The 23,337-nt window shown below is 59.2% G+C and carries 24 protein-coding genes; 18 read left to right on the top strand and 6 right to left on the bottom strand.

What is annotated here, in order from left to right; translation table 11 throughout:
• Positions 1-15: 15 nt before the first annotated feature.
• Entirely contained in the window at positions 16-720 is a 705-nt protein-coding gene (locus I2H19_RS08845) for a DUF3793 family protein (RefSeq protein ID WP_089573006.1), read from the bottom strand.
• Positions 721-894: 174 nt separating this feature from the next.
• Between I2H19_RS08845 and I2H19_RS08840 the strand changes: the two genes are divergently transcribed.
• Positions 895-1,278 (top strand): heavy-metal-associated domain-containing protein, encoded by a 384-nt coding sequence (locus tag I2H19_RS08840; protein ID WP_195622419.1) that lies wholly within the window; start codon positions 895-897, stop codon positions 1,276-1,278.
• A 26-nt stretch (positions 1,279-1,304) separates the two neighbouring features.
• Here the strand turns inward: I2H19_RS08840 and I2H19_RS08835 are convergent, their stop codons facing one another.
• Positions 1,305-1,730, bottom strand: coding sequence for a hypothetical protein (locus I2H19_RS08835; protein ID WP_271745852.1), 426 nt, complete (start codon positions 1,728-1,730; stop codon positions 1,305-1,307).
• Positions 1,723-3,228 (bottom strand): Y-family DNA polymerase, encoded by a 1,506-nt coding sequence (locus I2H19_RS08830; RefSeq protein ID WP_195622418.1) that lies wholly within the window; start codon positions 3,226-3,228, stop codon positions 1,723-1,725. Before I2H19_RS08830 ends, I2H19_RS08835 begins: the two co-directional genes overlap by 8 nt.
• A 257-nt stretch (positions 3,229-3,485) precedes the next feature.
• On the opposite strand from I2H19_RS08830, the gene I2H19_RS08825 reads away from it, so the two are divergent.
• The 3 genes from I2H19_RS08825 (at position 3,486) to deoC (ending at position 6,860) form a co-directional block, all read left to right on the top strand.
• Positions 3,486-4,013, top strand: a complete 528-nt coding sequence (locus tag I2H19_RS08825) for an iron-containing alcohol dehydrogenase (RefSeq protein ID WP_195622417.1) — start codon at positions 3,486-3,488, stop codon at positions 4,011-4,013.
• A 199-nt stretch (positions 4,014-4,212) separates the two neighbouring features.
• Positions 4,213-5,907: a glucose-6-phosphate isomerase gene (pgi, locus tag I2H19_RS08820; RefSeq protein WP_117637472.1), complete on the top strand. Its 1,695-nt coding sequence runs from the start codon at positions 4,213-4,215 to the stop codon at positions 5,905-5,907.
• Positions 5,908-6,179: 272 nt separating this feature from the next.
• Positions 6,180-6,860 carry a deoxyribose-phosphate aldolase gene (gene deoC, locus I2H19_RS08815; RefSeq protein WP_195622416.1) on the top strand — a complete coding sequence of 227 codons (681 nt, stop codon included), beginning with the start codon at positions 6,180-6,182 and terminating at the stop codon, positions 6,858-6,860.
• On the opposite strand, the gene I2H19_RS08810 is transcribed toward deoC, so the two are convergent.
• The 3 genes from I2H19_RS08810 to I2H19_RS08800 are packed head-to-tail and all read right to left on the bottom strand — an operon-like array spanning position 6,772 to position 9,708.
• Entirely contained in the window at positions 6,772-8,145 is a 1,374-nt protein-coding gene (locus tag I2H19_RS08810; protein ID WP_195622415.1) for a VirD4-like conjugal transfer protein, CD1115 family, read from the bottom strand. The two genes, deoC and I2H19_RS08810, sit on opposite strands and share 89 nt — an antisense overlap.
• On the bottom strand, positions 8,138-8,755 hold the full coding sequence (locus I2H19_RS08805) for a ClpP family protease (protein WP_195622414.1): 618 nt from the start codon (positions 8,753-8,755) through the stop codon (positions 8,138-8,140). The genes I2H19_RS08810 and I2H19_RS08805 overlap by 8 nt, the downstream gene beginning before the upstream one ends.
• 53 nt (positions 8,756-8,808) lie before the next feature.
• On the bottom strand, positions 8,809-9,708 hold the full coding sequence (locus I2H19_RS08800; protein WP_195622413.1) for a hypothetical protein: 900 nt from the start codon (positions 9,706-9,708) through the stop codon (positions 8,809-8,811).
• Positions 9,709-10,134: 426 nt separating this feature from the next.
• Between I2H19_RS08800 and I2H19_RS08795 the strand changes: the two genes are divergently transcribed.
• The 14 genes from I2H19_RS08795 to I2H19_RS08735 all read left to right on the top strand — a co-directional run bounded on the left by I2H19_RS08795 (position 10,135) and on the right by I2H19_RS08735 (position 23,157).
• Entirely contained in the window at positions 10,135-10,977 is an 843-nt protein-coding gene (locus tag I2H19_RS08795; RefSeq protein WP_195622412.1) for a Cof-type HAD-IIB family hydrolase, read from the top strand.
• A 63-nt stretch (positions 10,978-11,040) separates the two neighbouring features.
• On the top strand, positions 11,041-11,700 hold the full coding sequence (locus tag I2H19_RS08790) for an HAD family hydrolase (protein ID WP_324252744.1): 660 nt from the start codon (positions 11,041-11,043) through the stop codon (positions 11,698-11,700).
• 58 nt (positions 11,701-11,758) lie between these two features.
• On the top strand, positions 11,759-12,502 hold the full coding sequence (locus tag I2H19_RS08785; RefSeq protein ID WP_195622410.1) for a GntR family transcriptional regulator: 744 nt from the start codon (positions 11,759-11,761) through the stop codon (positions 12,500-12,502).
• A 220-nt stretch (positions 12,503-12,722) separates the two neighbouring features.
• The gene (locus I2H19_RS08780) at positions 12,723-14,186 is read left to right on the top strand and encodes a YfcC family protein (RefSeq protein WP_195622409.1); all 1,464 of its coding nucleotides are present in this window, start codon (positions 12,723-12,725) and stop codon (positions 14,184-14,186) included.
• 10 nt (positions 14,187-14,196) lie between these two features.
• Entirely contained in the window at positions 14,197-15,780 is a 1,584-nt protein-coding gene (locus tag I2H19_RS08775; protein WP_195622408.1) for an amidohydrolase, read from the top strand.
• Position 15,781: 1 nt separating this feature from the next.
• On the top strand, positions 15,782-16,633 hold the full coding sequence (locus I2H19_RS08770) for a sugar phosphate isomerase/epimerase family protein (protein WP_195622407.1): 852 nt from the start codon (positions 15,782-15,784) through the stop codon (positions 16,631-16,633).
• Positions 16,634-16,699: 66 nt separating this feature from the next.
• Complete coding sequence (locus I2H19_RS08765; RefSeq protein ID WP_195622406.1) at positions 16,700-17,668, top strand: SIS domain-containing protein; 969 nt, start codon at positions 16,700-16,702, stop codon at positions 17,666-17,668.
• Between the two features lie 14 nt (positions 17,669-17,682).
• On the top strand, positions 17,683-18,546 hold the full coding sequence (locus I2H19_RS08760; protein ID WP_195622405.1) for a PfkB family carbohydrate kinase: 864 nt from the start codon (positions 17,683-17,685) through the stop codon (positions 18,544-18,546).
• 118 nt (positions 18,547-18,664) lie between these two features.
• Positions 18,665-18,979 (top strand): PfkB family carbohydrate kinase, encoded by a 315-nt coding sequence (locus I2H19_RS09980; RefSeq protein WP_229089871.1) that lies wholly within the window; start codon positions 18,665-18,667, stop codon positions 18,977-18,979.
• Positions 18,980-19,105: 126 nt separating this feature from the next.
• Entirely contained in the window at positions 19,106-19,465 is a 360-nt protein-coding gene (locus I2H19_RS09975; protein ID WP_271745851.1) for a PfkB family carbohydrate kinase, read from the top strand.
• 27 nt (positions 19,466-19,492) lie between these two features.
• On the top strand, positions 19,493-20,353 hold the full coding sequence (locus tag I2H19_RS08750; protein ID WP_195622404.1) for an amidohydrolase family protein: 861 nt from the start codon (positions 19,493-19,495) through the stop codon (positions 20,351-20,353).
• Positions 20,346-20,783, top strand: coding sequence for a secondary thiamine-phosphate synthase enzyme YjbQ (locus tag I2H19_RS08745; protein WP_229089870.1), 438 nt, complete (start codon positions 20,346-20,348; stop codon positions 20,781-20,783). Before I2H19_RS08750 ends, I2H19_RS08745 begins: the two co-directional genes overlap by 8 nt.
• A 41-nt stretch (positions 20,784-20,824) precedes the next feature.
• The gene (locus I2H19_RS08740) at positions 20,825-21,634 is read left to right on the top strand and encodes a BtpA/SgcQ family protein (protein ID WP_195622403.1); all 810 of its coding nucleotides are present in this window, start codon (positions 20,825-20,827) and stop codon (positions 21,632-21,634) included.
• Between the two features lie 5 nt (positions 21,635-21,639).
• On the top strand, positions 21,640-23,157 hold the full coding sequence (locus tag I2H19_RS08735) for an FGGY-family carbohydrate kinase (protein ID WP_195622402.1): 1,518 nt from the start codon (positions 21,640-21,642) through the stop codon (positions 23,155-23,157).
• Positions 23,158-23,337: the final 180 nt, after the last annotated feature.

The following is a 23,337-nucleotide window of genomic DNA, read 5'->3' as shown; positions in this document are numbered from 1 at the left end:
CGCGGCTTCTATGTTCTATCGGGTTGCCTGGGCAAGTTGCGCCAAGCTGCAGCCCTGCTGATAGACAAAGGTGAGGTATTGAGTGCAAGCGCGGTAGGCGTCAAACATCGCAAGCGCTTGCTCGACATTCGTGTAGACCTTCCAGGCCCCAAAGACCTTGTAGTTCTCGCCGCGCTGGACGATAAACTCGTGCACGTCGTCGTAGGGATATCCAAGGAAGTAGCCTATTTCGTGCGGAAACTCGCAGGTGCAGTCGTTGCTGCAGCTAGCTTGCTGGGGTAGTGCGCATCGAGTCTGGCTACAAGCGCATTCCGCGACGTTATTGCTCGCGAGCGTGATGCGTGATGCCAAATGCACAAGGCATGTCGAAAGGTCTCTCGTGTCGTAGCCTTCCGAGGCGAGCGCTGTTTGGGCGCGAGGGTCTGCGAAATAGGTGGCGAGGCTTTTGGCTCGGTACACGTACACGAGTGCTCCGCAGGGCCGCCAGACCAAAACACTCAGGTGGATGCCGAGCGGGTCAAGCTCGCGATTGCACTGGGCGATAACGTTGAGCAGGCGTGCTCGACGTTCTGCGATGGTTTCGGTTGTGGTCGAGCCGTTCCCGTGGGCGTAGGTGCCTGGATAGGTAAAGAGCGATGCCGGCTTGATGCCCGCGAGCGTGGGAGAGCAGTTGCGCACGACCGCTGCCTGAAACGTTGGGATATCTATGGTTCGAGTCACGGCGCTCCTTACGGATCTAAACTGTTAGCCTAGGAAAACTTATACACGAAAGTAAGCCATGGTCAACAAAAAAGTTTGAAGAGGGAAACTAATTGACCGAACAGACATGATTTTGGGTTAAGATGGGGACACCCCATGGGGGTATCTAGATAGTGCTACTTGAAAGGGGAGCGCATGAGTGACTTGCTCAACCCTGCGAATCTCATCGTGCTGGCCGTCATTGCCGTCGGCATGTTTTTTGGACTGCGTCGCATTGCCGCTTCGACACACGGGAAGAGTTGCTGCAGCGATGGCGCGCGCGGCAAGAAGGCCAAAAAGGTTGTTGTGGTGGATACCGATGCGTCACACTATCCCTATAGCGATGAGCTGCTCATCGGCGGCATGAGCTGTGACGGCTGCGCTCAGAACGTAGCCAATGCCCTCAATGCGCTGGATGGCGTGTGGGCAACGGTGACGTATGCGGACCACACGGCACGCGTGCGCTCTAGGCAGCCGGTTGATCGTGGTGTCCTCGAGACGGCCGTGAAAGACGCGGGCTACTACGTCATGACGCTGTAAGCGCCGCCCTGGATGCGCTTCCTTGGCTAGGCTCGTCCGCGCAGTTCGATGTCTTGGATGTCGTCGAAGTTGATGGCGATGTCTTTGAGCTTGAGCAACTTGAAAGCGGGGAGTACCTCATCGAGGATGCCGGTGCGGCTACGATAGCCGTACGTATCGTAATAGGTGACACGAACTAAATCGCCACGTTTGAGACCCTCGAGCTTATGTGAAAGCTCGAGGGCTTTTTCTTCTGTCAATTCGCACTTGGGCTCAACGGTGATCTCCTGCTTGCGCACGAGTTCGTAGTATCCCGTCAACGCGGCAAAGGGCATAAACTGTGCGGCGCGGTTGGCGCGCACGGCGCCGTTGGCGGTGAGGTTGGGGTCGGCGGCGCGGCGTCTTCCCTCGGGGTCCGCCAAGCGCTCGAAGGCGGTCGGCGGCCTCATGGGCTGCTGTTTGGGTTTAGGCACGATGCCCTCCAACCTGATCGTTGCGTTCGCGCGCGGTGGCGCCGGCGGTAAAGCTCAATCCCTTGACCAGGGCGTTTTTGCCGTATTTGCCTTTAACGGCCAACACAGCACGCGCCAGGTCGCGCTCGCGCTCATCGGCCTCGACATCGCTAAACAGATCGATGGTGGCGAACTCCTCGGGCATGAGGTTGCCAAAGCCCAGATTGATGCGCTTAACCGGTCGCTTGGGGTCGACCGTTTGCGCCCACAGCTCATCGAAATACCCCATGATCTTCTTAAACGAATTCGTGCGCTCGGGCAGCTTGCGGGATGCATTGGAATGCGCAAAGAGCGCGGCATAGCCACCGCGCGGTTTGCCGCCATGCTCTCCCACAAAGATGCCGTCGATCGCCTGCGCCTCTCGCACCAAACGCCGGCGTTCGTCATCGCGTTGGACGGGCTTGGGCGCGCGGGGCGCGAGTTCGGGGCTGTCGGTCGCTGCGGGCTCGATGCCCGAGGTGCTCGAGCGCAGGTGCCCACAGCCGTCTATATACTGCGCCGTGCCGCTGGCGTCGAGCCGGCGTATGTCGGCGCGTTCGCTCGCATAGCCTACAAAGAGCGAGATGCTGTCGCACACCACGTGCTTGTCGATTAAGTCCAGCACAGCGGCATCGACCATCTCGCGCAAGACGGTGTAAGCCTGCTCGTAGGCATAGCCCTTCGAGAGCACCTGTCCCGTGGTGGTTGAGGTCGCTTGCGGACGATAGGCCTGGATGTCGGCGATGGTTGTCGGCTCGCGACCGAAGGCATGGTCGATGAGATACTCGGCATTGACGCCGAGCTCGTCGTAGAGCAGGTTTTCGTCGAGCGCGGCGACCCCCATCAGGTCGTAGACACCGTATTTCTCGAGGCGGGCCGCCACGCCGGGGCCGATGCCCCAGATGTCGGTGATGGGACGGTGCGGCCAGATCTCCTTGCGGAAGGTTTCGTCGTCGAGTACGCCGATGCGGCTGGCTACGTGCTTGGCGGTGATGTCGAGCGCCACCTTGGCCTGAAATAGGTTGGGGCCGATGCCAACCGTCGCTGTGATGCCGGTGCGCCCCAGGACCTCGTCGCGCAGCATGCAGGCGAAGCCTTCGGCATCGGTGTGGTAGAGGTCCAGATAGGGCGTTACGTCGATAAAGCACTCGTCGATCGAGTAGACGTGCACGTCCTGTGGGCTGACGTATTCAAGGTAAATGCCGTAGATCTGCGCCGATACCTCCATGTAGTGCTGCATGCGCGGCACGGCCTTGATGTAGTCGATGCCACCGGGGATCTCGAACAGTCGACAGCGGTTGTGAATCCCTAAGTCCTTCATGGCCTGCGTGATAGCGAGGCAGATGGTCGTGCGTCCGCGCGATTCGTCGGCAACAACCAGGTTGGTGGTGAGCGGATCGAGTCCACGGTCGACGCATTCGACGCTGGCGTAAAACGTCTTGAGGTCGATGCAGATATAGGTGTGCTGCTCGTGCGCCATCCGTGCCCCTCTATCAAACACATGTTCCTATCGAATACCTGTTCGATAATACCCGCTCGACCGGACACCGTCAAAACGTGCCAAAAAGGGACAGGTTTATTCTGGTCGGTAAAACGCTTGACCTGCCAAAACAAACCTGTCCCTTTTTGGTCGGTTTTTAACGCAGCCCTAAAGAGCGCGAAACAGCTCGGAAAAGCTCGCTTCGTAGCATGAGCCTAACGATCGATACCACCATAAAGCACGGAAGGGTTGTGGGGATGATGGTCAACTATGGGTTTGGTATGCCGACGCGCTTGGTTGCGGATGGGGATGTGGCTCGCTGGTGTGGACGATTGGTCGCCCACTACGGTGGCACCAAGGCGCTGGTCGTGCTGGGAGGCGACAAGCACACGCGTGATGAGCTCGTTTCGGCGGCGCTGGGCTCGCTCGATCGCGCCCTGCTCGAGCGCGTGCTTTTCCGCTGCGGTTTGGTCGGGGGCGACGGGGGAGACGAGCTGATCGACGAAGCCGTGGCCCTGGCGACCGACGAAGGCGTGGACTTTGTCCTGGCGATCGGCGATGCCGATACGGCCGGCTTTGCGCGCGAGCTCGCCCGTCGTATGGCGGCGCTCGATGCCGGTGAGGACGGCTTTGTGCCTTATGGATGCATCGTCTCCGAGGGAAAAGTGCCCGCCGTTGTGGGTGCCGGCGAGGTTCCCGTTTTCGCCATTATCGCGCCCGAACTGCTGGAGGGCATTGGGTCTCCTCTGCGTGAGTTGCTCGGCAGCGTGTGCGCCGCGGCCTAATATTTACCATAAAGGGATAGGTTCTATTTGATTGGTAAAGCGTTTGACCTGCCAAAACAAACCTGTCCCTTTTTGGCCGGTCGCCGTTTGGGGGCCGATTGGCAACGCTCGCTGATTATGGTCTTGACCTGCGCTAGAATAGTGGCATCTGAATGTCCGGGCGCATGGAGGCGTGCGCCCGTATGCTGAGGAGGACTTTATGGCAACTGTTGCCGCACCCATCGACGCTACGTCGACTGCCGCTTGGAAGGCGCTCGAGGCCCATCAGGAGAAGCTCGAGGCCGAGGGCATCGACCTCAAGGCCTGGTTCGCCGCTGACGCCGACCGCGTGAATAAGTTGAGCTTTGACGCCGGCGACCTTCACTTCGATCTGTCCAAGAACCTGGTGACCGATGAGACCGTCAAGCTGCTGTGCGATCTTGCCCGCGAGGTGAAGCTCGAGGAGCGCCGCGACGCCATGTTCTCCGGCGAGCACATCAACACCACCGAGGACCGCGCCGTCCTGCACACCGCGCTTCGCCGTCCGGCAAGCGAGAAGGGTCAGCTCATCGTTGACGGCCAGGACGTCGTCGCCGACGTGCACGAGGTCCTCGACCGCATGTATGCCTTCGCCGAGCGCGTGCGCTCCGGTGAGTGGAAGGGCGTTACCGGCAAGAAGATCGAGCACCTGGTGTCCATCGGCATCGGCGGCTCCGACCTGGGCCCGGTCATGGCCTACGAGGCCCTGCGTCCGTACGCCGACGCCGGTATCGACTGCCGCTACATCTCCAACATCGACCCCAACGATCAGGCCGAGAAGCTCAAGGGTCTGGACCCCGAGACCACGCTCGTGATCATCGTCTCCAAGACCTTCACCACGCTTGAGACCCTCACCAACGCCCGCGAGGTCAAGACCTGGATGCTCGAGCAGCTCAAGGCCCAGGGCGCTATCGACGGTTCCGATGAGCAGAACGCCGAGGCCGTGGCCAAGCACTTTGTCGCCGTTTCCACCGCACTCGAGAAGGTCGAGGCCTTCGGCATCGACCCCGCTAACGCTTTTGGTTTCTGGAACTGGGTCGGCGGCCGTTACTCTGTTGACTCTGCTGTGGGTCTGTCGCTGATCGTCGTGCTCGGCCCCGAGCGCTTCCAGCAGTTCCTCGAGGGCTTCCATGCTATCGACGAGTACTTCTGCAACACGCCGCTCGAGAACAACGCCGTCGCGCTGATGGGCTTGTTCAACGTCTGGTACGTCAACTTCTTCGGTTCCAAGAGCCACGCCGTGCTGCCGTACTGCCAGTACCTGCACCGTTTCCCGGCCTACCTGCAGCAGCTCACCATGGAGTCCAACGGCAAGCACGTCCGCTGGGACGGCAGCGCCGTGACCTCCGACACCGGTGAGATCTTCTGGGGCGAGCCCGGCACCAACGGCCAGCATGCCTTCTACCAGCTGCTGCACCAGGGCACCGTGGTGGTCCCGGCCGACTTTATCGCTTTCGCCAACACTGCCAACCCCGCAACCGACAGCGGTCAGGACGTGCACGAGCTGTTCCTGGGCAACTTCCTGGCCCAGACCAAGGCGCTCGCCTTTGGTAAGACAGCCGATGAGGTGCGCGCCGAGGGCACGCCCGAGCAGATCGTTCCGGCCCGCTGCTTTGAGGGCAACCGTCCGACGACCTCGATCTTCGGCGACACGCTGACCCCGTTCGCGCTCGGCGAGCTCATCGCCCTGTACGAGCACATCACGTTTGTCGAGGGCACGGTCTGGGGCATCGACTCCTACGACCAGTGGGGCGTTGAGCTGGGCAAGCAGCTTGCCAAGCAGATCACCCCTGCCTTCCACGACGACGCCGCCAAGGCCGAGCAGGACGCTTCGACCCAGGCGCTCATCGAGTTCTATCGCGCTCACCGCAAGTAGTTTTGCCGCTGAGTTAGCTTATGGCTGAAAGGGGCCCGCATCCGTTGGGATGCGGGCCCCTTTGCTGTTTGGATGGGGCAAGTCGCATCGAGAGGGCATGTGGGGCTGCCATGCCTCAGGATACTGTGCGGCGTTGGTGATATACTTCTACGGCTGATTTCATACCACTTACCGGAAGGTAGGTGAGCGCCATGCTTTATGGGCGTACATTGAACGTGGTTTTTCGCGCGAAACCACGAATCGATTGCCGGTCCTAAATAGGGAGGTTCAGGATGACCCTTGCCAAGCCCATCAATAAGTACATTGACTATATCGACGCGCCTGAGGACACGTTTGAACAGTATGTCGAGAAGGCGCTGAAGTACGATTTCCGTTGCGTGTTTGCGAATCTGCAGGAGTATGCGACAGGTCGCGCCATGCTCGAGGGTTCTGACATCATCCTTGCCGGCGCTATCGACTTTCCTCAGGGTACGATGACGCTCGAGGAAAAGCTCGCGAGGTTCGAAGAATATGCCGCATGTGGCTTCACCGAGATCGATTACGTGTTGAACCAGGAATCGGTCGAGAACCGTGACTTTGACGCCATCGAGCACGAGATGACCGCAATCGCCGATTTTTGCCGCGAGCGCGGTATCACCGATAAGGTAATCGTCGAGATGTGCAAACTGGACGGCGACGATGCCGCCAAGCGTCGCGTGTGCGAAATTGCCCTTGAGGCTAAGCCGGGCTTTCTTAAGACGTCGACCGGCAGAAGCTTTGGCGGCGCCAAGCTTCAAGACGTGCAGCTGATGCGCGAGGTGCTTGGCGACGCTGTGGCAATCAAGGCGGCGGGCGGCATCCATAACTACGAGGAGGCCCTTGCGTTTATCGAGGCGGGCGCCAGCGCGTTGGGCGCCTCGGCGGGCATCGCAATCGTCGAGGGCGCGCCGGAAGACGAGCGCTGCTACTGGTGAATTCGACCTGGACGCTTTGGGCTTCGGGGAGCTCTGTGTAGAGCGGGTGGTCCTCGAGCCTAAAGCGCTCGACCTGCTGGGGAGCGCGGCCGCGGACGAACAGCCAAGAGCGGTCGACGGGCGTTGCCATGAGCGTACTGGGCAGCACGTCGGCACGCTCGGAAAAGACGCGGGCGCTCTCGGGGTCCTGAAAGGCTAGTACGAGCTGCGTGTCGCAGTTGCCCATGATGGAGCGAGCGCGCGCCTCGCCATAGAGCGCATCGAGCTGGTTTGTTGACTGCAGCAATAGGGTTGCCCAGATCTCGCGGCTGCGGATGATGGACAGAACGTTATCGATTTGCGGCATCTGCAGGTTGGCAAAGTCGTCGAGCATAAATCGAACCGGTATCGCAAGGCGACCGTCGGGCTGCGCGTCGGCGTAGCGGATGAGTCCCGCGAAGGCCTGCGTTACAAACAGGTTGGTGAGTGGATCGAGGCTACGGTCGAGATCGCTGACGGTGACGAAGAGCGCTCGACGCTCGCATCCCAGAGCCGCGAAATCGATCTGATTCGCATCGGTGTACAGACGGCGTGCACCATCAAAGCCCAGGCACATGACCTTTTCGGCAAGGATGCCCATGATGCTCGCATGCATCTTTTCGGCCGTGATGGTGGGGGAGTAGCGCCGCCAGAGCGAGAGCGCATAGCTTGTGGAGTCGGTGGTCTGCAGGTCGTTGAAGAGGCGTGCCGTGGCGCGGTCTTGGAGATGTTCGCAAAGGTCGATCACCGATGAAAACGTCTGCTCCTCCACGGGCAGCTGCTCACACACATAGGCGATCAGGCAGGAAAGCAGGTTGGCGGCCGCATGGTCCCAAAACGGCTGGGTTTGGTCCTCGACGGGACAGATGGCCTTGGCGACCGAGATGATGTCCTGTTGGTTGGGCTTGCCGTCTTTGGTGCGGCGGATGTGGTTGAGCGGGTTGTAGCCGCATTGCTCGACGTCCTTGGGCATGGTGGCCGTATCGTCAAGATCGGCAAAGTTGAGGCGCTGCACACGATAGCCGTGCGCGGCAAGCACGGGTCCGACTTCGCGGCAAAGCGTCCCTTTGGTGTCGAGCACGATATAGCTCGCATTCATCTGCAGCAGGTTGGGCTTAAGAACGTTGCGGGTCTTGCCGGCGCCCGAAGGCCCGATTACGAGCATATTGTTGTTGAGGCCCGTTTGACGCGTATCACACGAGAGTGCGTGGGCTTGCGCAAGGATGGTGGGGGCCGGGGCATGCAGGGCTGTGTTGAGGTTAGACATGGGCGGTCTCCTTGGTCGAGGTGAGAATGCCGTGGGCAAAGCCGAGCTCGACGGCGCGCTCGGCCGAAAGGTACGTATCCTTTGCCGTGAGTGTTTGGATACGCTTGGCCGAAAGGCTGCTTCGATCAGACAGGATTTGCGTCAGGGTCTTGCGGGTCTGCATGAGACGCCGGCTTGTTTCCTGGAGTGCTAGGGCCGAGCCCCCAGCTCCTTGCGGGATGAGCGGGTCGTGAATCATGAGTTCTGCATGGGGCGTCATACGGCGCTCGTTGCCACCCATGAAGATGATGGCGCCCATAGAGGCCGCAAACTCCAGGCAGACGGTGTGGATGGGGCACGGCGAGAGGCGCATGGTGTCGTAGATGGCGAGGCCGGCGCGCACGCTGCCGCCGGGGCTGGCAACAAAGACCGTGATGGGGGCCGTGGGGTCTGCGGCCTCGAGCAGACGAATCTGCTGGCACAGATCGTGTGCCATCGCACTGTTGATGTCGCCCACGACGGAAAGCTCACGTCGGGCGAGCATCTCGTCGTAGACGGAAGTGAGCGTTACGCCACGAGCCGACTCGCGCATCGTGAGCGGGCTGATGATGGGGTTCTGGGTGGTGTCCATGGGGACTCCTTTCTGAATGTAGTGGATCTGAGTGGGGCTATGCGTGCCCGTCTTTAAGCTTCGAAGGCACGCTCGAGCCTGCGTTCAAGCTCGGTAGCGGCCTTATGGCTCCCGGCATTAGCCAGCGCTTTGTCGAACGCGCCAAAGCGCAGCAGCGTGGCGATGGGCGCGGTGTAGGCAAGGTGCAGCTGGCGCTCGAGATCATCGGGAAATTCGTTGGGGCCGTAGCGCTTCAGGTAGAAGTGAACGATGCTTTGGCTCATCTCCCATTCATCGCGGTAGCGCTCGAACTGCCGCTGCTGGATATCGATAATCCGGACTGTCTGGGTGCGAAGGCCAACAGGCGCCAATGCTCGATAACCGTCGAAGAGACGATTGAGGCTGAGTATGCGGAGCATGTCGATAAGGGTGCGAACCGTCGTCGGGCCGGCCTGGAATCGGGCGGTTGCGCGGTTGTAACGTTCGCGGTCGAGCACCATGATGCTGGGTGGTCCCGATGGGTCTGCCGTATCGTCCTGCCCGCAGTTTGCCTGCTGGTGCCGCGCCTCCAAGGCGTTGAGACCCATGGCGAGGTCGTGAATGGGAAGCGTCAGAGCGTTTTGCAGATCGTATCGATGATCCATCAATGTCATCCGCGTCTCGTCGTCCATGTCGAGTCGCAACTTGGTATCGAGTGCCGTGATCATATGCGCTAGATGGCCCATGGTATACGGGCCGTCGGTCTTGCCGTGGGGTCCGAGATAAGGGTCGGTCAGCTCACGGACGGCCGAGTCGTCCATGATCTCGGCACAGCGATTCGCCGAAAACTCGTGGTTACTTAGAGCCTCGTCGATGGACAGCAAGGCGAAGTTTGCAATCGTGGCAGCGGCGAAGCTGGCGTCGTAGCCACCGTGTAGGGCGCGGTCGATGCGGGCCTGGAGGACGGTGCCGGCGGTTTGGGGATGGGTGTTCATGGCGTTTCCAATCTGTGATGTGCTTGCTTGCGAGTGATGTGCTGGGTGTCGTTGGTGATGTGCTTGCGGTTCTTGATGTGCTGGATTGGGTGCTATGGGGCCAATATGCTCGAAGGACGTTTGCCGGGTGATGGGCGTGCTCCGTGCTTAGACGGGACAGCTGACGTTAGCGAGCGCCTCGGGCGGTCTTGCTCCGTTATTTAGTTGTCGATAAAAGATGCTTGGTGTTCATATGCCGATCTTCTTTCTCTTACACGCTGAAAACTGAAACTGAATATGCTCGATCAAATGGTGACCAACGTTGCGGTCATCTTTAACTTAATCAGGCTCCAGCGATTTGGCAAGTATCTTTTTCAAAAATGTTCTTCGGGGGATGCTCGGCTCGGATATGATGGTGCGCGGCAAACTCAATGCAGGGAGGCATATATGGCAATCAAAGCCATCGCAATGGATATCGACGGTACGCTCACCAACGACCAGAAGGTGATTAGCCCGCGCACGCGCGAGAAACTGCTCGCGGCACAGGAGTCGGGCATCAAGCTCATCTTGGCTTCGGGCCGTCCTGCATGGGGCCTTCATGCCCTGGCCCAGGAGCTCGACCTTCAGAATCACGATGGCCTGCTCGTGGCCTTTAACGGCGCGCACGTTGTCGATGCCCAGACCGACGAGGTGCTGTTTGACCAGGCTATGCCGGTTGACGAGCTGCACCGCCTGCTCGACCACCTGCGCAACTTTGACGTGATCCCCATGATCTCGCTCGGTCGCGACCTGCATGTCGTGGACTCGTATCGCTGCATGATCACGTTGCCGGACGGTTCGCAGAAGAACATCGTCAAGTACGAGCGCGATGCGTGCGATCTTAAGATTCGCGAGGTCGAGAGCCTTCATGAGGTCGCGGATACTTACCCCGTAGACAAGCTGCTTACCGCGGGCGATCCGGCCTATCTGCAGGCACATCACGAGGAGATGTACGCGCCCTTTACCGAGACGCTTTCGGGCATGTTCACGGCAGATTGGTACTTTGAGTTTACGGCGCCTGGTATCGATAAGGCACGTGCGCTTCAGGGCGCTCTGCCCAAGCTTGGCATCGATGCCAGCGAGGTCGTTTCGTTTGGCGACGGCCAGAATGACAAGTCCATGATCGAGTGGGCGGGTACGGGCGTTGCCATGGGTAACGCCGTCGATGAGGTCAAGGCCGTGGCCCAGATGGTGACCGCCAATAACAACGAAGACGGCATCGCGGTGGCACTCGACAAGCTGCTGGGTTAGAATCGCCGATAGTGCATGGTTCGGGCGTCCGCTTGCGGGCGCCTTTTTGTTAGGGAGGGTGCCGTGTCCGCATTTCCGTTCGACGCCGTTATCTTTGACATGGACGGCGTCATCGTCGATACCGAGTATTACTACCTGGGGGAGACCGCTGCGTTTGCCAAAGAGCTTGGGCTGAGCCTGACCCAAGAGGAGTTGAACGGGCAGGTTGGCACCTCGCATCAGTTCTTTTTGCATATGCTGGTCGATTGGTTTGAGCGCGCCGGAAAGGGGCACTTTACCGGCGAGGAGGCATTGGCCCGCTGGGATGAGTGGGCACATAAACGACCGCGCGATTATCAGACCCTGATCAATCCGGGCGCCGTGGAGACGATTCGCGAGCTCCCGCGCCGCGGCGTTCGCGTGGCGCTGGCCAGCTCGTCTCCCATGGACAGCATCGAGGAAGTGCTCGATGCGTGCGGTCTGTCGGATGCCTTTGAGTACGTGGTGAGCGGCGAGCAGTTTAAGGAGAGCAAGCCCGAGCCCGATATTTACCTGCATGCGCTGGATCTGCTGGGGTTGCCCGCGGACCGTTGCTGCTGCGTCGAGGACTCTGTCCCTGGCATTACGGCAGGTAAGCGAGCGGGTCTGACGGTGATTGCCAAACGCGAGGAGCGCTTCGGCTTTAGCCAGGATGCCGCTGACAAGATCATCGACCAGCTGCCGGAGCTGCTGGAGCTTGCGTAGGACTGGCGATGCGTAATCCGCACCGATTATTGATTCCATATTTGCCAGGGGAGGGCAAATGCCATCGACTGAAGGGTTGACCGACGGAAAAGCGGCAATCCCGCTATATCAACAGGTTATCGATATCATCAAAAATGACATCAATTCTGGTACCTATAAGGCGGGCGCTCGGATACCGAATGAATTCGAATTGGCCGAAAGCTACAAAGTTGGTCGCGTTACCGTTCGGCGGGCCATTGAGGAGCTCGTGCAGCAGGGCTACCTAACCAAGCAGCAGGGGAGGGGCACGTTTGTAAACGCCCCCAAGCTCAAGCGTAAAATCCGCCAGAAGGATGACGTTCAGAGTTTTTCGGACGCCTGCCGCGTCAACGAGATGGAGCCCGGGGCGCGTATTGTCTCAAGAAAAGTGTTGCCGGCCGATGCTACCGAAGCGCAGTTTTTTGGCGTTCCCGCTGGGTCGGAGCTGATCTGCATCGAACGCGTGCGCACCGCCGATGGCATCCCCGTGATGCTCGAGAACAACACGTACGTTTATGAAGACAACGCCTTTTTGGCGAAGGCGGACCTTACCGATCAATCAATTTTCGAGGTCGTGCGCGAACAGACGGGTCGCGGGCCTGCTCGCACCGAGCCGTGCACGCTTGAGATCGCGTGTGCGTCACCCGAAGTCGCCCGGCTGCTGTCCGTTCCCACGGGAGAGCCTCTGTTTTATATGGAGGCATATTTCTATGACGAGCAGCAGCGGCCGTTTATCATCGGCCGACAGCGGATTGTAGGATCGCGCTACGTTTTTGATATTTAGGACGTTGATCAAGAGAACGCCCGGCAGGCTAAATTGCCTGCCGGGCGTTTTTGCCGTTCGCCGCCGTTGAACGACCGTTCACCCGAGTCTTCGCAACCTGTCCGAAATATCCTTGAAGTGCTAAAAACACGCTGATAATCTATAGAACGTCATAGGACGTTTGCATTGCGCGAACGTTAAAGCGAGACACGATAAGGTCTCGGGTTCTTTGGAGGTATCTATGTCAGATACGAAGGCGAAGAAGACAAACAGACGTTTCAAATTCAAATTACCGCACGTCTATACGATCATGTTCTTGCTGATCGTGGTTTTTGCAGTTTTAACCTGGGTCGTTCCTTCTGGCCAATACCAGCGCAAGACGATCTCGACTGCGGCAGGCGAGCGTGAGGTCGCCGTTGCCGGAACCTATGAACAGGTCGACAAGAACTACACCGATTCCGAGACCGGCGAGACCACCAACTTGGGGCAGGACATCTTTGCGGTTTTGCAAGCACCCACTAAGGGCATTCAGGAGGCTGCCGATGTCGTTGCCTTTGTCTTGCTGATTGGTGGTTCGTTTGCAATCATCACGAAGACCAATGCGCTCAACGCTGGCATGAGCCGAGTAATCAAGAAGCTCAAAAACAAAGATATTCTGATTATTCCCATCACGATGACGCTGTTGTCCATTTGCGGCACCACGTTTGGCATGTCTGAGGAAGCCCTGCCGTTCTATGCCATCTTCATCCCCATCATGATGGGCATCGGATATGACTCCATGACGGCATTCATCATCTGCTTCCTCGGTCCCAACTTGGGCTACTGCGCCTCGACGATTGACCCGTTCAACGTTTTGATCGCGCAGGGCATCATTGGCATCGAGGGCAACCCGCAGCTGTGGTTGCGTGCCGTTGCATGGGTTATTTTCACCGCCGCCGGCATCGCATGGGCCATGCGCTATGCCATGCGCGTCAAGAAGAACCCCAAGTCGTCCGTTACGTTCGAGGACGACAAACTCAAGCGCATTGAGTTCTCCGTGACCGATGCTTCCATCGAGGAAGAGTTCACCACTCGCCAGAAGCTCGTGCTGATTGATTTTGCCGGTGGTATGGCGCTTATCGTGTGGGGTCTTGTTACGCAGGGCTGGTATATGAACGAGATCTCTGCCGTGTTCCTTGGCATGGGGCTGCTCGCCGGTATCCTGGGCGGTCTTGACCAGCAGACCATCGCCGATGAGTTCGTTAAGGGTCTTGCCGACTTTGCCTACGCAGCCGTCGTTATCGGTATCGCTCGCGGCATTCTGGTCATCGCCGAGGGCGGCATGATTATCGACACCATCCTTCAGGCACTTGCCACTCTGCTTGCTGGAGCCCCTGCCGCCGTGTACACCACGTTCATGTACGTTGTCCTTGGCCTCCTGTCCTTCCTGGTTCCTTCGAGCTCCGGCCTGGCCGCGCTTACCATGCCTGTCATGGGTCCTTTGACCGAGCTTATGGGCCTCAACCCCGAAGCCGCCGTAACGGCGCTGCAGTTTGCCAACCAGACCATTAACACCATTAGCCCCGTGGCAGGTATGACGGTGGCGGGCCTTGCCGTGGCAAAGATCTCGTTTGGCCAATGGTGGAAGACCATCTGGAAGTTCTTCATCTTCATGGTCGTGTTTGGCTTGGTCATTACCGCCATCTCCGGCATGCTTCCGGCGTAAGGAGGTCGCGATGTCCGATCGTTTGACGGTGCTGACGTCCAAGAGCGTCTTCACCGGTACGGAAGACCAGCCGTTTGAAGGTTTTGTCGCGGTACGCGGCAATCGGATTGAAGCCGTCGGTAGCGCTGGCGAGGCAGACTCGTTTCTCGCCCAGGCAGATGAGGTGATCGATTGTGGCGACAGAACGGTCATGCCTGGCTTGGTCGATGTGCATACGTTCTATACGGGCTGGGCGTTGCGGAGCTTGGGAGCCGACTTATCCGAAGCCTCTGACGTCGACGAAGTGGTAGCGCTTCTGCGTTTGTGGAAGGATGCCCATCTCGATTGTGCCGCCGCCTTTGGGCACGACCTTCCCGCATCGCTCGCCGAAGGCGCCGAGAATGAAAAAACGGCGGCAGCGCTCGACGACGCCTTCGGAGACGTTCCTGTTGTTTGCTTTACTCCGGGTGCCGAGACGTGCGTTCTCAACGCCGCCGCCAGCGAGCGCTATGGTTTTACGCCCGAGGCCTGCTACGCCGAGAAGACCTGGCGTATGATGCGGGACTTCCTGGCGCTTCCCGAGGTACGCGCCGGGTATTCTGATTACATGGCGATGCTGAACGCTCGCGGTGTCACGGCTATCAAAGAGATGGCCTTCGACGACTATTACGGATTTGCCGACGAGATGGCGCGTCGTGAGGAATCTGGCGAGCTGACGGTTCGCGTCTCCATGATGTCGCAGCCGGTGGGCGCCGGGGCGAATCTGTCCTATGCTCGTGCGGCGCGCGATCGCTTCCAGGGACCGTTTGTTCGTTTCTCGGGCTTCAACCGTATGACCGATCGTGGCGTGTGGGCAGGACTTGCCGAGATGATCGATCCTTATGAGGAGACGGCCGATGCAGGGGCTGCCGGCAAGACGGTTGTCGAGGAGCCCGAGTGGGGTTTGATTGAGGACGAGCTGCGCGCGATTGATGCCGAGGGCTTCCGTTACTCGCTTCATTGTCAGGGTGACGGCGCCGTTCGCCACACCGTTGCGCTGTATGCTTCGCTGCCGCGAGATGAACACGGAGTCATGCTTCGACGCCATGCGATTACCGACCTCGAGAACTCTGATCCGGAAGACCTTGCCCTGTTTGGCAAGCTGGGCGGAATCTGCGAGGTCTACCCCCAGATCCTCACGCTCGATAAACGCGAGGACTGCCTGTCGATGATGCGTCGGCAGATCGGCGAGGTCCGACTGCTGCACAGCTGGAACCGTCGCGGTATGGAAGACGCGGGGTGCACGGTGTGCTGTGGCACCGACCTCCCGCTCTTGATTCCGAGCTTGGGCGAATCAGTATTTAGCGCATGCGGCGGTTTCTTTGCCGACGGTTTGTCCGTGAATGAGGGCAATACGCTGACGATTGCCGAGCTCCTTCGTGCGTGGACGGCAGGGGGCGCATATGACCTCATGCGCGAGGATGAGCTGGGGACGCTCGAGGCCGGTAAGCTTGCCGACATCTGTGTGCTCGATCGCGATGTGTTTGGCCTTGACTACCATGATGCTTGTGACCTTGCTGTTGATATGACCATGTCGGACGGACGTATCGTGTTCGACCGAAATAAGGAGGTTTAGCATGCCTGAAACCAAACCGACGCTGCGTCGCGAGCAGATCGCGGGCATGAACATCCACTACATCATGTGGTCGCTCGACTATTTTTTGGATACGCAACAGCGCCTGGGCTTTGAGTCCATCGAGCTGTGGTGCGCCGAGCCCCATGTGACGCTCGATCACACTGGGTATTTTGAGGCCGAGGTTCTGGCGAAAAAGGCCGTCGACCGTGGTCTGCGCTATCGGACGCTCTGTCCCGAGAACGTGGTCTACCCATGGCAGTATTGCGCTCGTAAGCCGCTCCATGAGCAGCGGAGCCTGGCGTACTTCAAGCATGGCATCGAGCTTGCCGAGGTGCTGGGATGCGACCGCATGTCCGTAAACTCGGGTTGGGGTGACTGGGACGAGGATCGCGAAGAGGCGTGGAAGCGCAGTCGCGAGCACCTATCCATCTTGGCGGAGTATGCCGGCGAGCACGGTCTGGTGCTAACGATGGAGAGCCTGCGTCCCGAGGAGAGCAGCCTTGTGACGACCGTCGCCGATGCTAAGCGCATGATTGATGAGGTCGCGAGTCCGTACCTGCAGCCTATGGTCGATACGACCGCAATGGGCGTTGCGGGTGAGTCGCTCGAGGACTGGTTTGCCGCATTTGGCGACGGTGCGATCCACGAGATGCACTTTATCGACGGCGATCCCTATGGCCATCTGGTCTGGGGTGACGGCAAGCACGATATGGATGCCTTCGTCGCCACGCTCAACGCCCATGGTTTCGATGGCATGTTGGGCCAGGAAATCACGGACGGTCGCTACTTCGATGATCCGGCGGCGGCAGATGCCAAGAACATGGCCGCCTTCGAGAAGTATCTGATTGACTAGATAAGATTTTGCTCGGCCATGCAAGACACGTCCTGCATGGCCGGCCAAGCTGGAAAGGAACTAAACATGAACGCACATGATCTGATTAAGGAAGCAATTGCCGAGAAGGGCAAGTTCGACAGCGTCTACTGGATCGCCTGCGGTGGCTCCATGATCGATCTGATCCCGGCCCATGAGCTCTTGCAGCGCGAGGCGACGACGTTCACCTCGTATATCTATACGGCCCGTGAGTTCGACATCATGCGTCCCCGTCGCCTGGGCGAGAAGTCTCTGGTCATTGCCTGCAGTCACAGCGGCAATACCCCCGAGGTCGTCGAGGGCTGCGAGATTGCCCTTGCCGCGGGCGCGACGGTGATCGCGCAGACCGATAACGCCGGTTCCAAGATCGATAATGGCAAGTGGGTCACCTGGGTGTACCCGTGGGGCGAGGGCGTTCCGCAGGCCGAAGTTCCTGCCGGTATCTCGCTGTCGCTCGCGGCCGAGCTGCTCGACCAGCAGGAGGGCTACGCCGATCTCGCCGACATGTATGCCGGTATTGCCGAAATGGATAAGATTCTGCCTCCCGCACGCGAAAAGGTAAATGCCGAGCTGGGCGATCGCTTCGCCAAGCTTTGCCAGGAGCATGAGTTCTTCTATATCCTGGGCAGCGGTCCCAACTTTAGCCAGACGTACGGCTTCGCTATCTGCTCGCTGATGGAGATGCAGTGGCAGCACTGCAGCTATATCCACTCCGCCGAGTACTTCCATGGCCCCTTTGAGGCTACCCAGGATGGCGTCTTCTACTTCTTGCAGATGGGCTCGAGCGAGTGCCGTCCTATGGACGAGCGCGCCCTGGCGTTCCTCGAGACCCATACCGACACGCTGATGGTGCTTGATGCCAAGGAGTACGGTATGGAGGCCGTGCCGGCGAGCGTTCGTGCCTATCTGGATCCGGTGCTGTTCTACGCTATGAACTGCGAGCTGCGTGCAGCGCGCGGCAAGGTGTTCGATCACGACCCCGACTTCCGCCGCTACATGGGCGTTGTTGAGTACTAGGAAGGATGGATACCATGGCTTTTAACGTGAACGCGCTCGGGTTCGGTGACAACGTCGTCGATCGCTATGAGCATATCCATACCATGTATCCCGGCGGCAATGCGGTGAATTTTGCCGTTTACGCCAAGAAGTGCGGCGCCGCGCGCTCCGCGTACATGGGCATCTTTGGTAACGACGCCGCTGCCGAGCATGTGATTGCAAGTCTCGAGGATGAGGGCATCGAGCTCGCTAAGTGCGAGCAGCTTATTGGCGAGAACGGCGCGGCGCGTGTGACCGTGGTCGATGGCGACCGCGTATTCCTCGGCTCCAACGAGGGCGGCATCCGTGGCGATGCGCGCTATGTGCTCGATCGCTTCGATCTGGCATACATGAAGCAGTTCGACGTAGTCCACTCGGGCAACTACTGCTTTACCGAGCGCGAGCTCCCCAAGCTGAAGGCTGCAGGCATCACCGTATCGTTTGACTTCTCGGACGATTCCACCGATGAATACTATGAGCAGATTGCCCCGTTTGTCGACTTCGCCTTCTTTAGCGCTGCCGATGCTGCAAGTGAGGATGAGATTCGCGAGCGCCTCGCTTGGGTTAAGAATTTGGGCCCGCGCTTTGTGTCCGCAACGGCGGGCGCCGAGGGCTGCATCGCCTATGACGGCGAGCGCTACTATCGCCAGCTGGCAAAGCCCGTAACGGACATGAAGGACACCATGGGAGCCGGTGACTCGTTCCTGACCTCATTCCTGATGTGCTATCTCGATTCCGCCAAGCGCGGCGAGGACGGACCTGAGGCCATTGAGCGTGCGCTCGATTTTGCGGCAGGTTTTGCCTCGACTGTGTGCGGCATGGAGGGCTCTTGGGGCCACGGAGCTCCGATCACCGAGTAGCCTGAGAAAGCGCTGGGAGGCTTGGGGCTGAAGCCTTGGCTGACTGACGCTAGATTACATCGGAATTCGGATAGGGGCTCGCCTTGGGTGGGCCCCTTTTTGATTGCTGGAGAAGACTATGGATATCAAAGCATGTGCAGCTGGCTTTTGCTGTGCGGACGTGTACCAAAACATCGGCGTGTTCTATCCGACTGGCAATGGCATCGACTGGGGTATCCACCTGGCGCGAATGGGCATATCGGTATCTGCGGTGTCGGTCGTCGGAAAGGACGAGTACGGAGACAAAATGCGCGAGGCGCTGGCTGCCGAGGGGTTCGACATCTCGCATCTTCGCGTGGAGGACGGCGATACCTCGGTGATGCTCATGGCGTTGAAGGACGGCGTCGACCGCGTGCATCTCGAAGCGATTGACGGTGTCATGGAAACGTACTGACCAAACGATGATGACCGGGCATTTATCCTGGAGCACGATGTCATCCATACCGACCTGTTTGGAAACTGCTTAGACCTGCTGCCCGAATGGCACGAGGCAGGCAAGACCGTCGTCATGGACTTTTCGGTGTTCAGTCAAGATCCCGAATACGCCTGTGAGAACCATTTTCCTTACGTTGACTATGCCTTTATGTCGTTTGAGGAGGATAGCGCGGAGCTGCGCGACTGGGTGCGCCATGTGCAGGAGCTGGGCCCGCGCGTGGCAGTCGCCACACTTGGCGAGAAGGGAAGCATCGCCTATGACGGTGAGCGCTTCTATGAATGTGGGATCGTGCCGGCCGAGAAGGTTGTCAATACCGTGGGCGCCGGCGACTCGTATATCGCCGGATTCACCAAGGGTGTACTGGATGGGCTTGACGTGCCGGCGTGCATGCATGCCGGTGCCGAGCTTTCGTCCCGAGTCATTGGGTCGTTCGAACCGTACTAGGAATAAAAGCCTGGAAAGGAGTGCAAGATGGTAATCGATATGCTGGTCCAGCCCATGCTCTACGGCGAGATCTATACGCCAGGCGACGAGCCAGACGGCTTTGGTTTTTGGGAGCGTGAGTTTGGCATGGGGCACATGGGCCCCATGGACTGGGATGAGCTCGTGGCCGAAATGGATGTCTGCGATGTGCGGAAAAGCGTGCTCATGCCGCTCGATGTGACCACGGCGTGCGGCGGGCACTTTGGCACCAACGACCAGGTTGCCGCGCTTGTTGCCGCGCACCCCGATCGCCTATGGGGATTCGCGAGCGTGGACCCGCAAGTGAGTGGCGCCGCCGATGAGCTGGAGCGTGCCTTTACCGAGCTGGGGGCCAAGGGGCTCTGCCTGCATCCGGCAAAGCAAGGTTTTGCGCCCGATGATGCCGTGGCCGAGCCGCTCTACAAGCTCTGTGAGCGCTACAACAAGCCGGTGGTTTTCCATGCCGGTATGTCCTGGGAGCCGGGTGCGGAGCTTTCGCGAAGCCACCCGCTTGCGTTTGAGCACACCATCGCAACGCATCCGGATGTGCGCTTTAACCTGACGCACTTTGGCTGGCCCTGGGTGCGCGAGACCGTGGCGATGCTGCTCAAGTATCCCAATTGCTATACGGATGCCTCTATTACCTATATCGATTCGCCCGAAGAAATGATGCAGCGGCTCTTCACCGTCGATATGGGACCGCTGTGGTATGAGCGTGCCCTGTCTCATCAGGTGATGTTTGCCAGCAATACGCCACGCTTCCGCGCCTTCAAGCTCAAGCGGGCGCTTGATACTGTGCCCATGCGCGATGAGGCGCGGGAGAATCTGTATTCCGGTACGGCGCTGCGTTTTCTGAAAGGTGATGAGTGACATGGTGACACTCGAGACATTGAGCTATCTATCGACGGCGCCCGACCAGCTCATCGATATCACAGAAGATGTGCATGCCGCCATCGAGCGTAGTGCGGTGACCGATGGACTGGCAGCGATTATTTTGTCGCATACGACTTGCGGCATCGTGGTGAACGAGGGGCTTCCGTGCGTGGAGACCGATCTCATGGAGACGCTCGATCGCATTGCCCCGCCCGATGCCCCCTATGCGCATGCTCATTTCTTGCCGAGCTATGGTGCCACGGGCAATAACTCCTGTGGTCATATCAAGAGCATGATTTGCGGCAATAGCTGCTTCTTCCCCGTTCAAGACGGCCACATTGTATGTGGCGGGGCCCAGAACATCTACCTTGCGGAGTTCGATGGACCTCAGAAGCGAAAAGTGTTCGTTGAGGTGCTGGGCGAGTAGCAGTTGATGTCTGTGAGTCGGCGAGCTAAAGGAGATTGACCATGTCGTTTATGGCTTCGATGTTTGGGACCGAGAAACCGGTAATTGGCATGCTGCATCTGCAGCCGCTGCCTGGCGATCCTCTGTATTATCCGGGCGGCAGCGTTTCGCGCGTGATCGATGCCGCCAAGCGCGATCTCGAAGCGCTGCAGTCGGGTGGCGTGGACGGCATTCTGATCACCAATGAGCTATCGATGCCCTACGAGCAGCATGTGTCGGCAGTGACCCTTGCCGCTATGGGGCATGTCATCGGAGCTCTTGCCGCAGATTTCTCGACCCCTTGGGGTGCAGAGGCTATTTATGACGGCGATGCCACGATCGAGCTGTGCGCCGCCGTTGAGGCGCAGTTTACACGCTGCAATTTCTGCGGTGCCTGGGCTGGCGATCTTGGCCTGATCAATCGTGACTTTGCGCACACCATGCGCCGCCGTGCCGCCCTGCGTCTGGATGACCTAAAGATGTTCCATTTCATCACAAGCGAGGGCGAGGTGTACCTTAACGACCGATCGACTCCCGATATTGCCGATTCGCTGGTATTCAACTGCCTACCCGACGCCCTTGTTATTGGCGGGTCTGCTGCCGGGCGCGGCGCTTCGGGCGAGCTTGCCGACGAGGTGCGCGTCCGTGTTGGCGATGTGCCGGTGGTATGTGGAACGGGATGTCGCGAGATTACCGTTGCAGACGTGTTTTCGCATTATGATGGCGCGTTTGTCGGTACCTGCCTCAAGCGAGACGGCAAGCTCGACGCCCCTGTCGAAGCCGAACGGGTCGCGCGGTTCATGGCTGCCGCCCGTGCCGCGAGAGGGGAGTGAGCGGCATGCCGTACTATCTTGGCATCGACATTGGAACGAGTGCGTCCAAGGGCGTGTTAATTGATGCGGAGTGTCGAATTGTGGCGCAGGCATCTTGCCAACATGAAACCGAGAACCCTCAGGATGGTTGGTATCAGCACGATACAGAAGCGATTTGGTGGGGTGATTTTTGCCGGCTGTCTCGCGAGCTTATCGAGTGCGCGGGCATCGAGGCGAGCCAGATCCGCTGCGTAGGGTTGTCGGCTTTGGGCTGTGATTGCGTGCCAGTCGATGAAGATTGCCACGCCTTGGCTCCGGCAATTCTCTACGGGGTCGATGCTCGCTCGAAGCCGCAGATTGACGAGCTTCTTTCCGAATATGGTCCCGATCGCGCTCGCCAGCTCTTTGGACACGATCCGTGTTCGTCGGATATCGCCCCTAAGGTCCTTTGGTTTAAGGAGAATATGCCCGAGGTCCATGAGCGGGCGGCGAAGTTTCTTACGGCTTCGTCCTATCTATGCGCCAAGCTTACCGGCAGGTTTACGATCGACCGTTACCTTGCCGAGGATTTCCTTCCCTTATACGATCGTGAGACGTGGCAGGTTAATGAGCGCGGGTGCGCGCGGTTCTGCCGTCCCGACCAGATGGCCGAAGTCATGGCGGCGACCGATATCGCCGGCGTAATCACGGATCGGGCGGCGGTTGAAACCGGTCTTGCGAGGGATACGCCGGTGCTTGTCGGAACAGGCGATTCGGGCGCCGAGGCGATTTCTACTGGAGTGTTCTGCCCCGGGGACATGATGGTGCAACTCGGGAGCACGGCCTACTTTATCTATTTGGCGGACCATATGGTCGATGACGCTCGTCTATGGCCAGGGACATTCATCATCCCCGGAACCTACGGCATCTGCGCCGGGACCAATACAGCAGGTGCGTTGACGGCGTGGTTGCGACGCGAGTTGTACCGCGATGTCATGGATGCCGAACACTCCGGCGGCCCCGATGCCTATGAGGTCATGGCGCACGATGCCGGGCAGGTAGGTCCTGGAGCAGATGGCCTGCTGTGTCTTCCATACTTTGCGGGCGAGCGCACCCCGCTCAACGATCCCGAGGCGCGTGGCGTGTTCTTCGGTCTGACCGAAAGGCATACCCGAGGCCATATGGTCCGCGCGGCTTTGGAAGGGATCGCCTACACTGTTGCGGCTCATGTCGACATCATCGAGCGCGAGCACGGGCTTCCCATCGAGCGCATCATGCTCGTGGGCGGCGGAACTAAGAATCCGGTATGGATGCAGGCGATTGCCGATGTCTGCGGTCGTGAGGTCTCGGTTGCGAAGGTTACGGTGGGCGCATGTTTTGGCGATGCTCTTATGGCGGCACTTGCTGGCGGCGCCTATTCATCATGGGGTGAGCTTGCCCGGGTTCTTGGGGTCGCGCAAACGATCGAGCCTGATATGGACGCTCATGAGCTGTACGCATCGCGCCGCCGTATCTTTGATGAGCTATATGCGCGAAATTGCGACCTTATGCACGAGCTAGTATAGCGCCGCCGAATTGCCCCACGCTCTTATGGGGGCTGCGTTGTGCGATTCGCATGTCCCTTGAGGGTCGTGGGCAAAAAATGCCAAATATGAGTACTGTCACAAAGGTCGCGCGCGCAGACGTGGTGTAAGGGCGTCCTGAGGTCCGTCGCTGCAAGTCCCGATGTTACTCCTTCTTGAGGC

The organism is Collinsella aerofaciens (assembly GCF_015560135.1).
Lineage (GTDB): Bacteria > Actinomycetota > Coriobacteriia > Coriobacteriales > Coriobacteriaceae > Collinsella > Collinsella aerofaciens_AN.
This window is presented reverse-complemented; position numbering and strand designations above follow the sequence as displayed.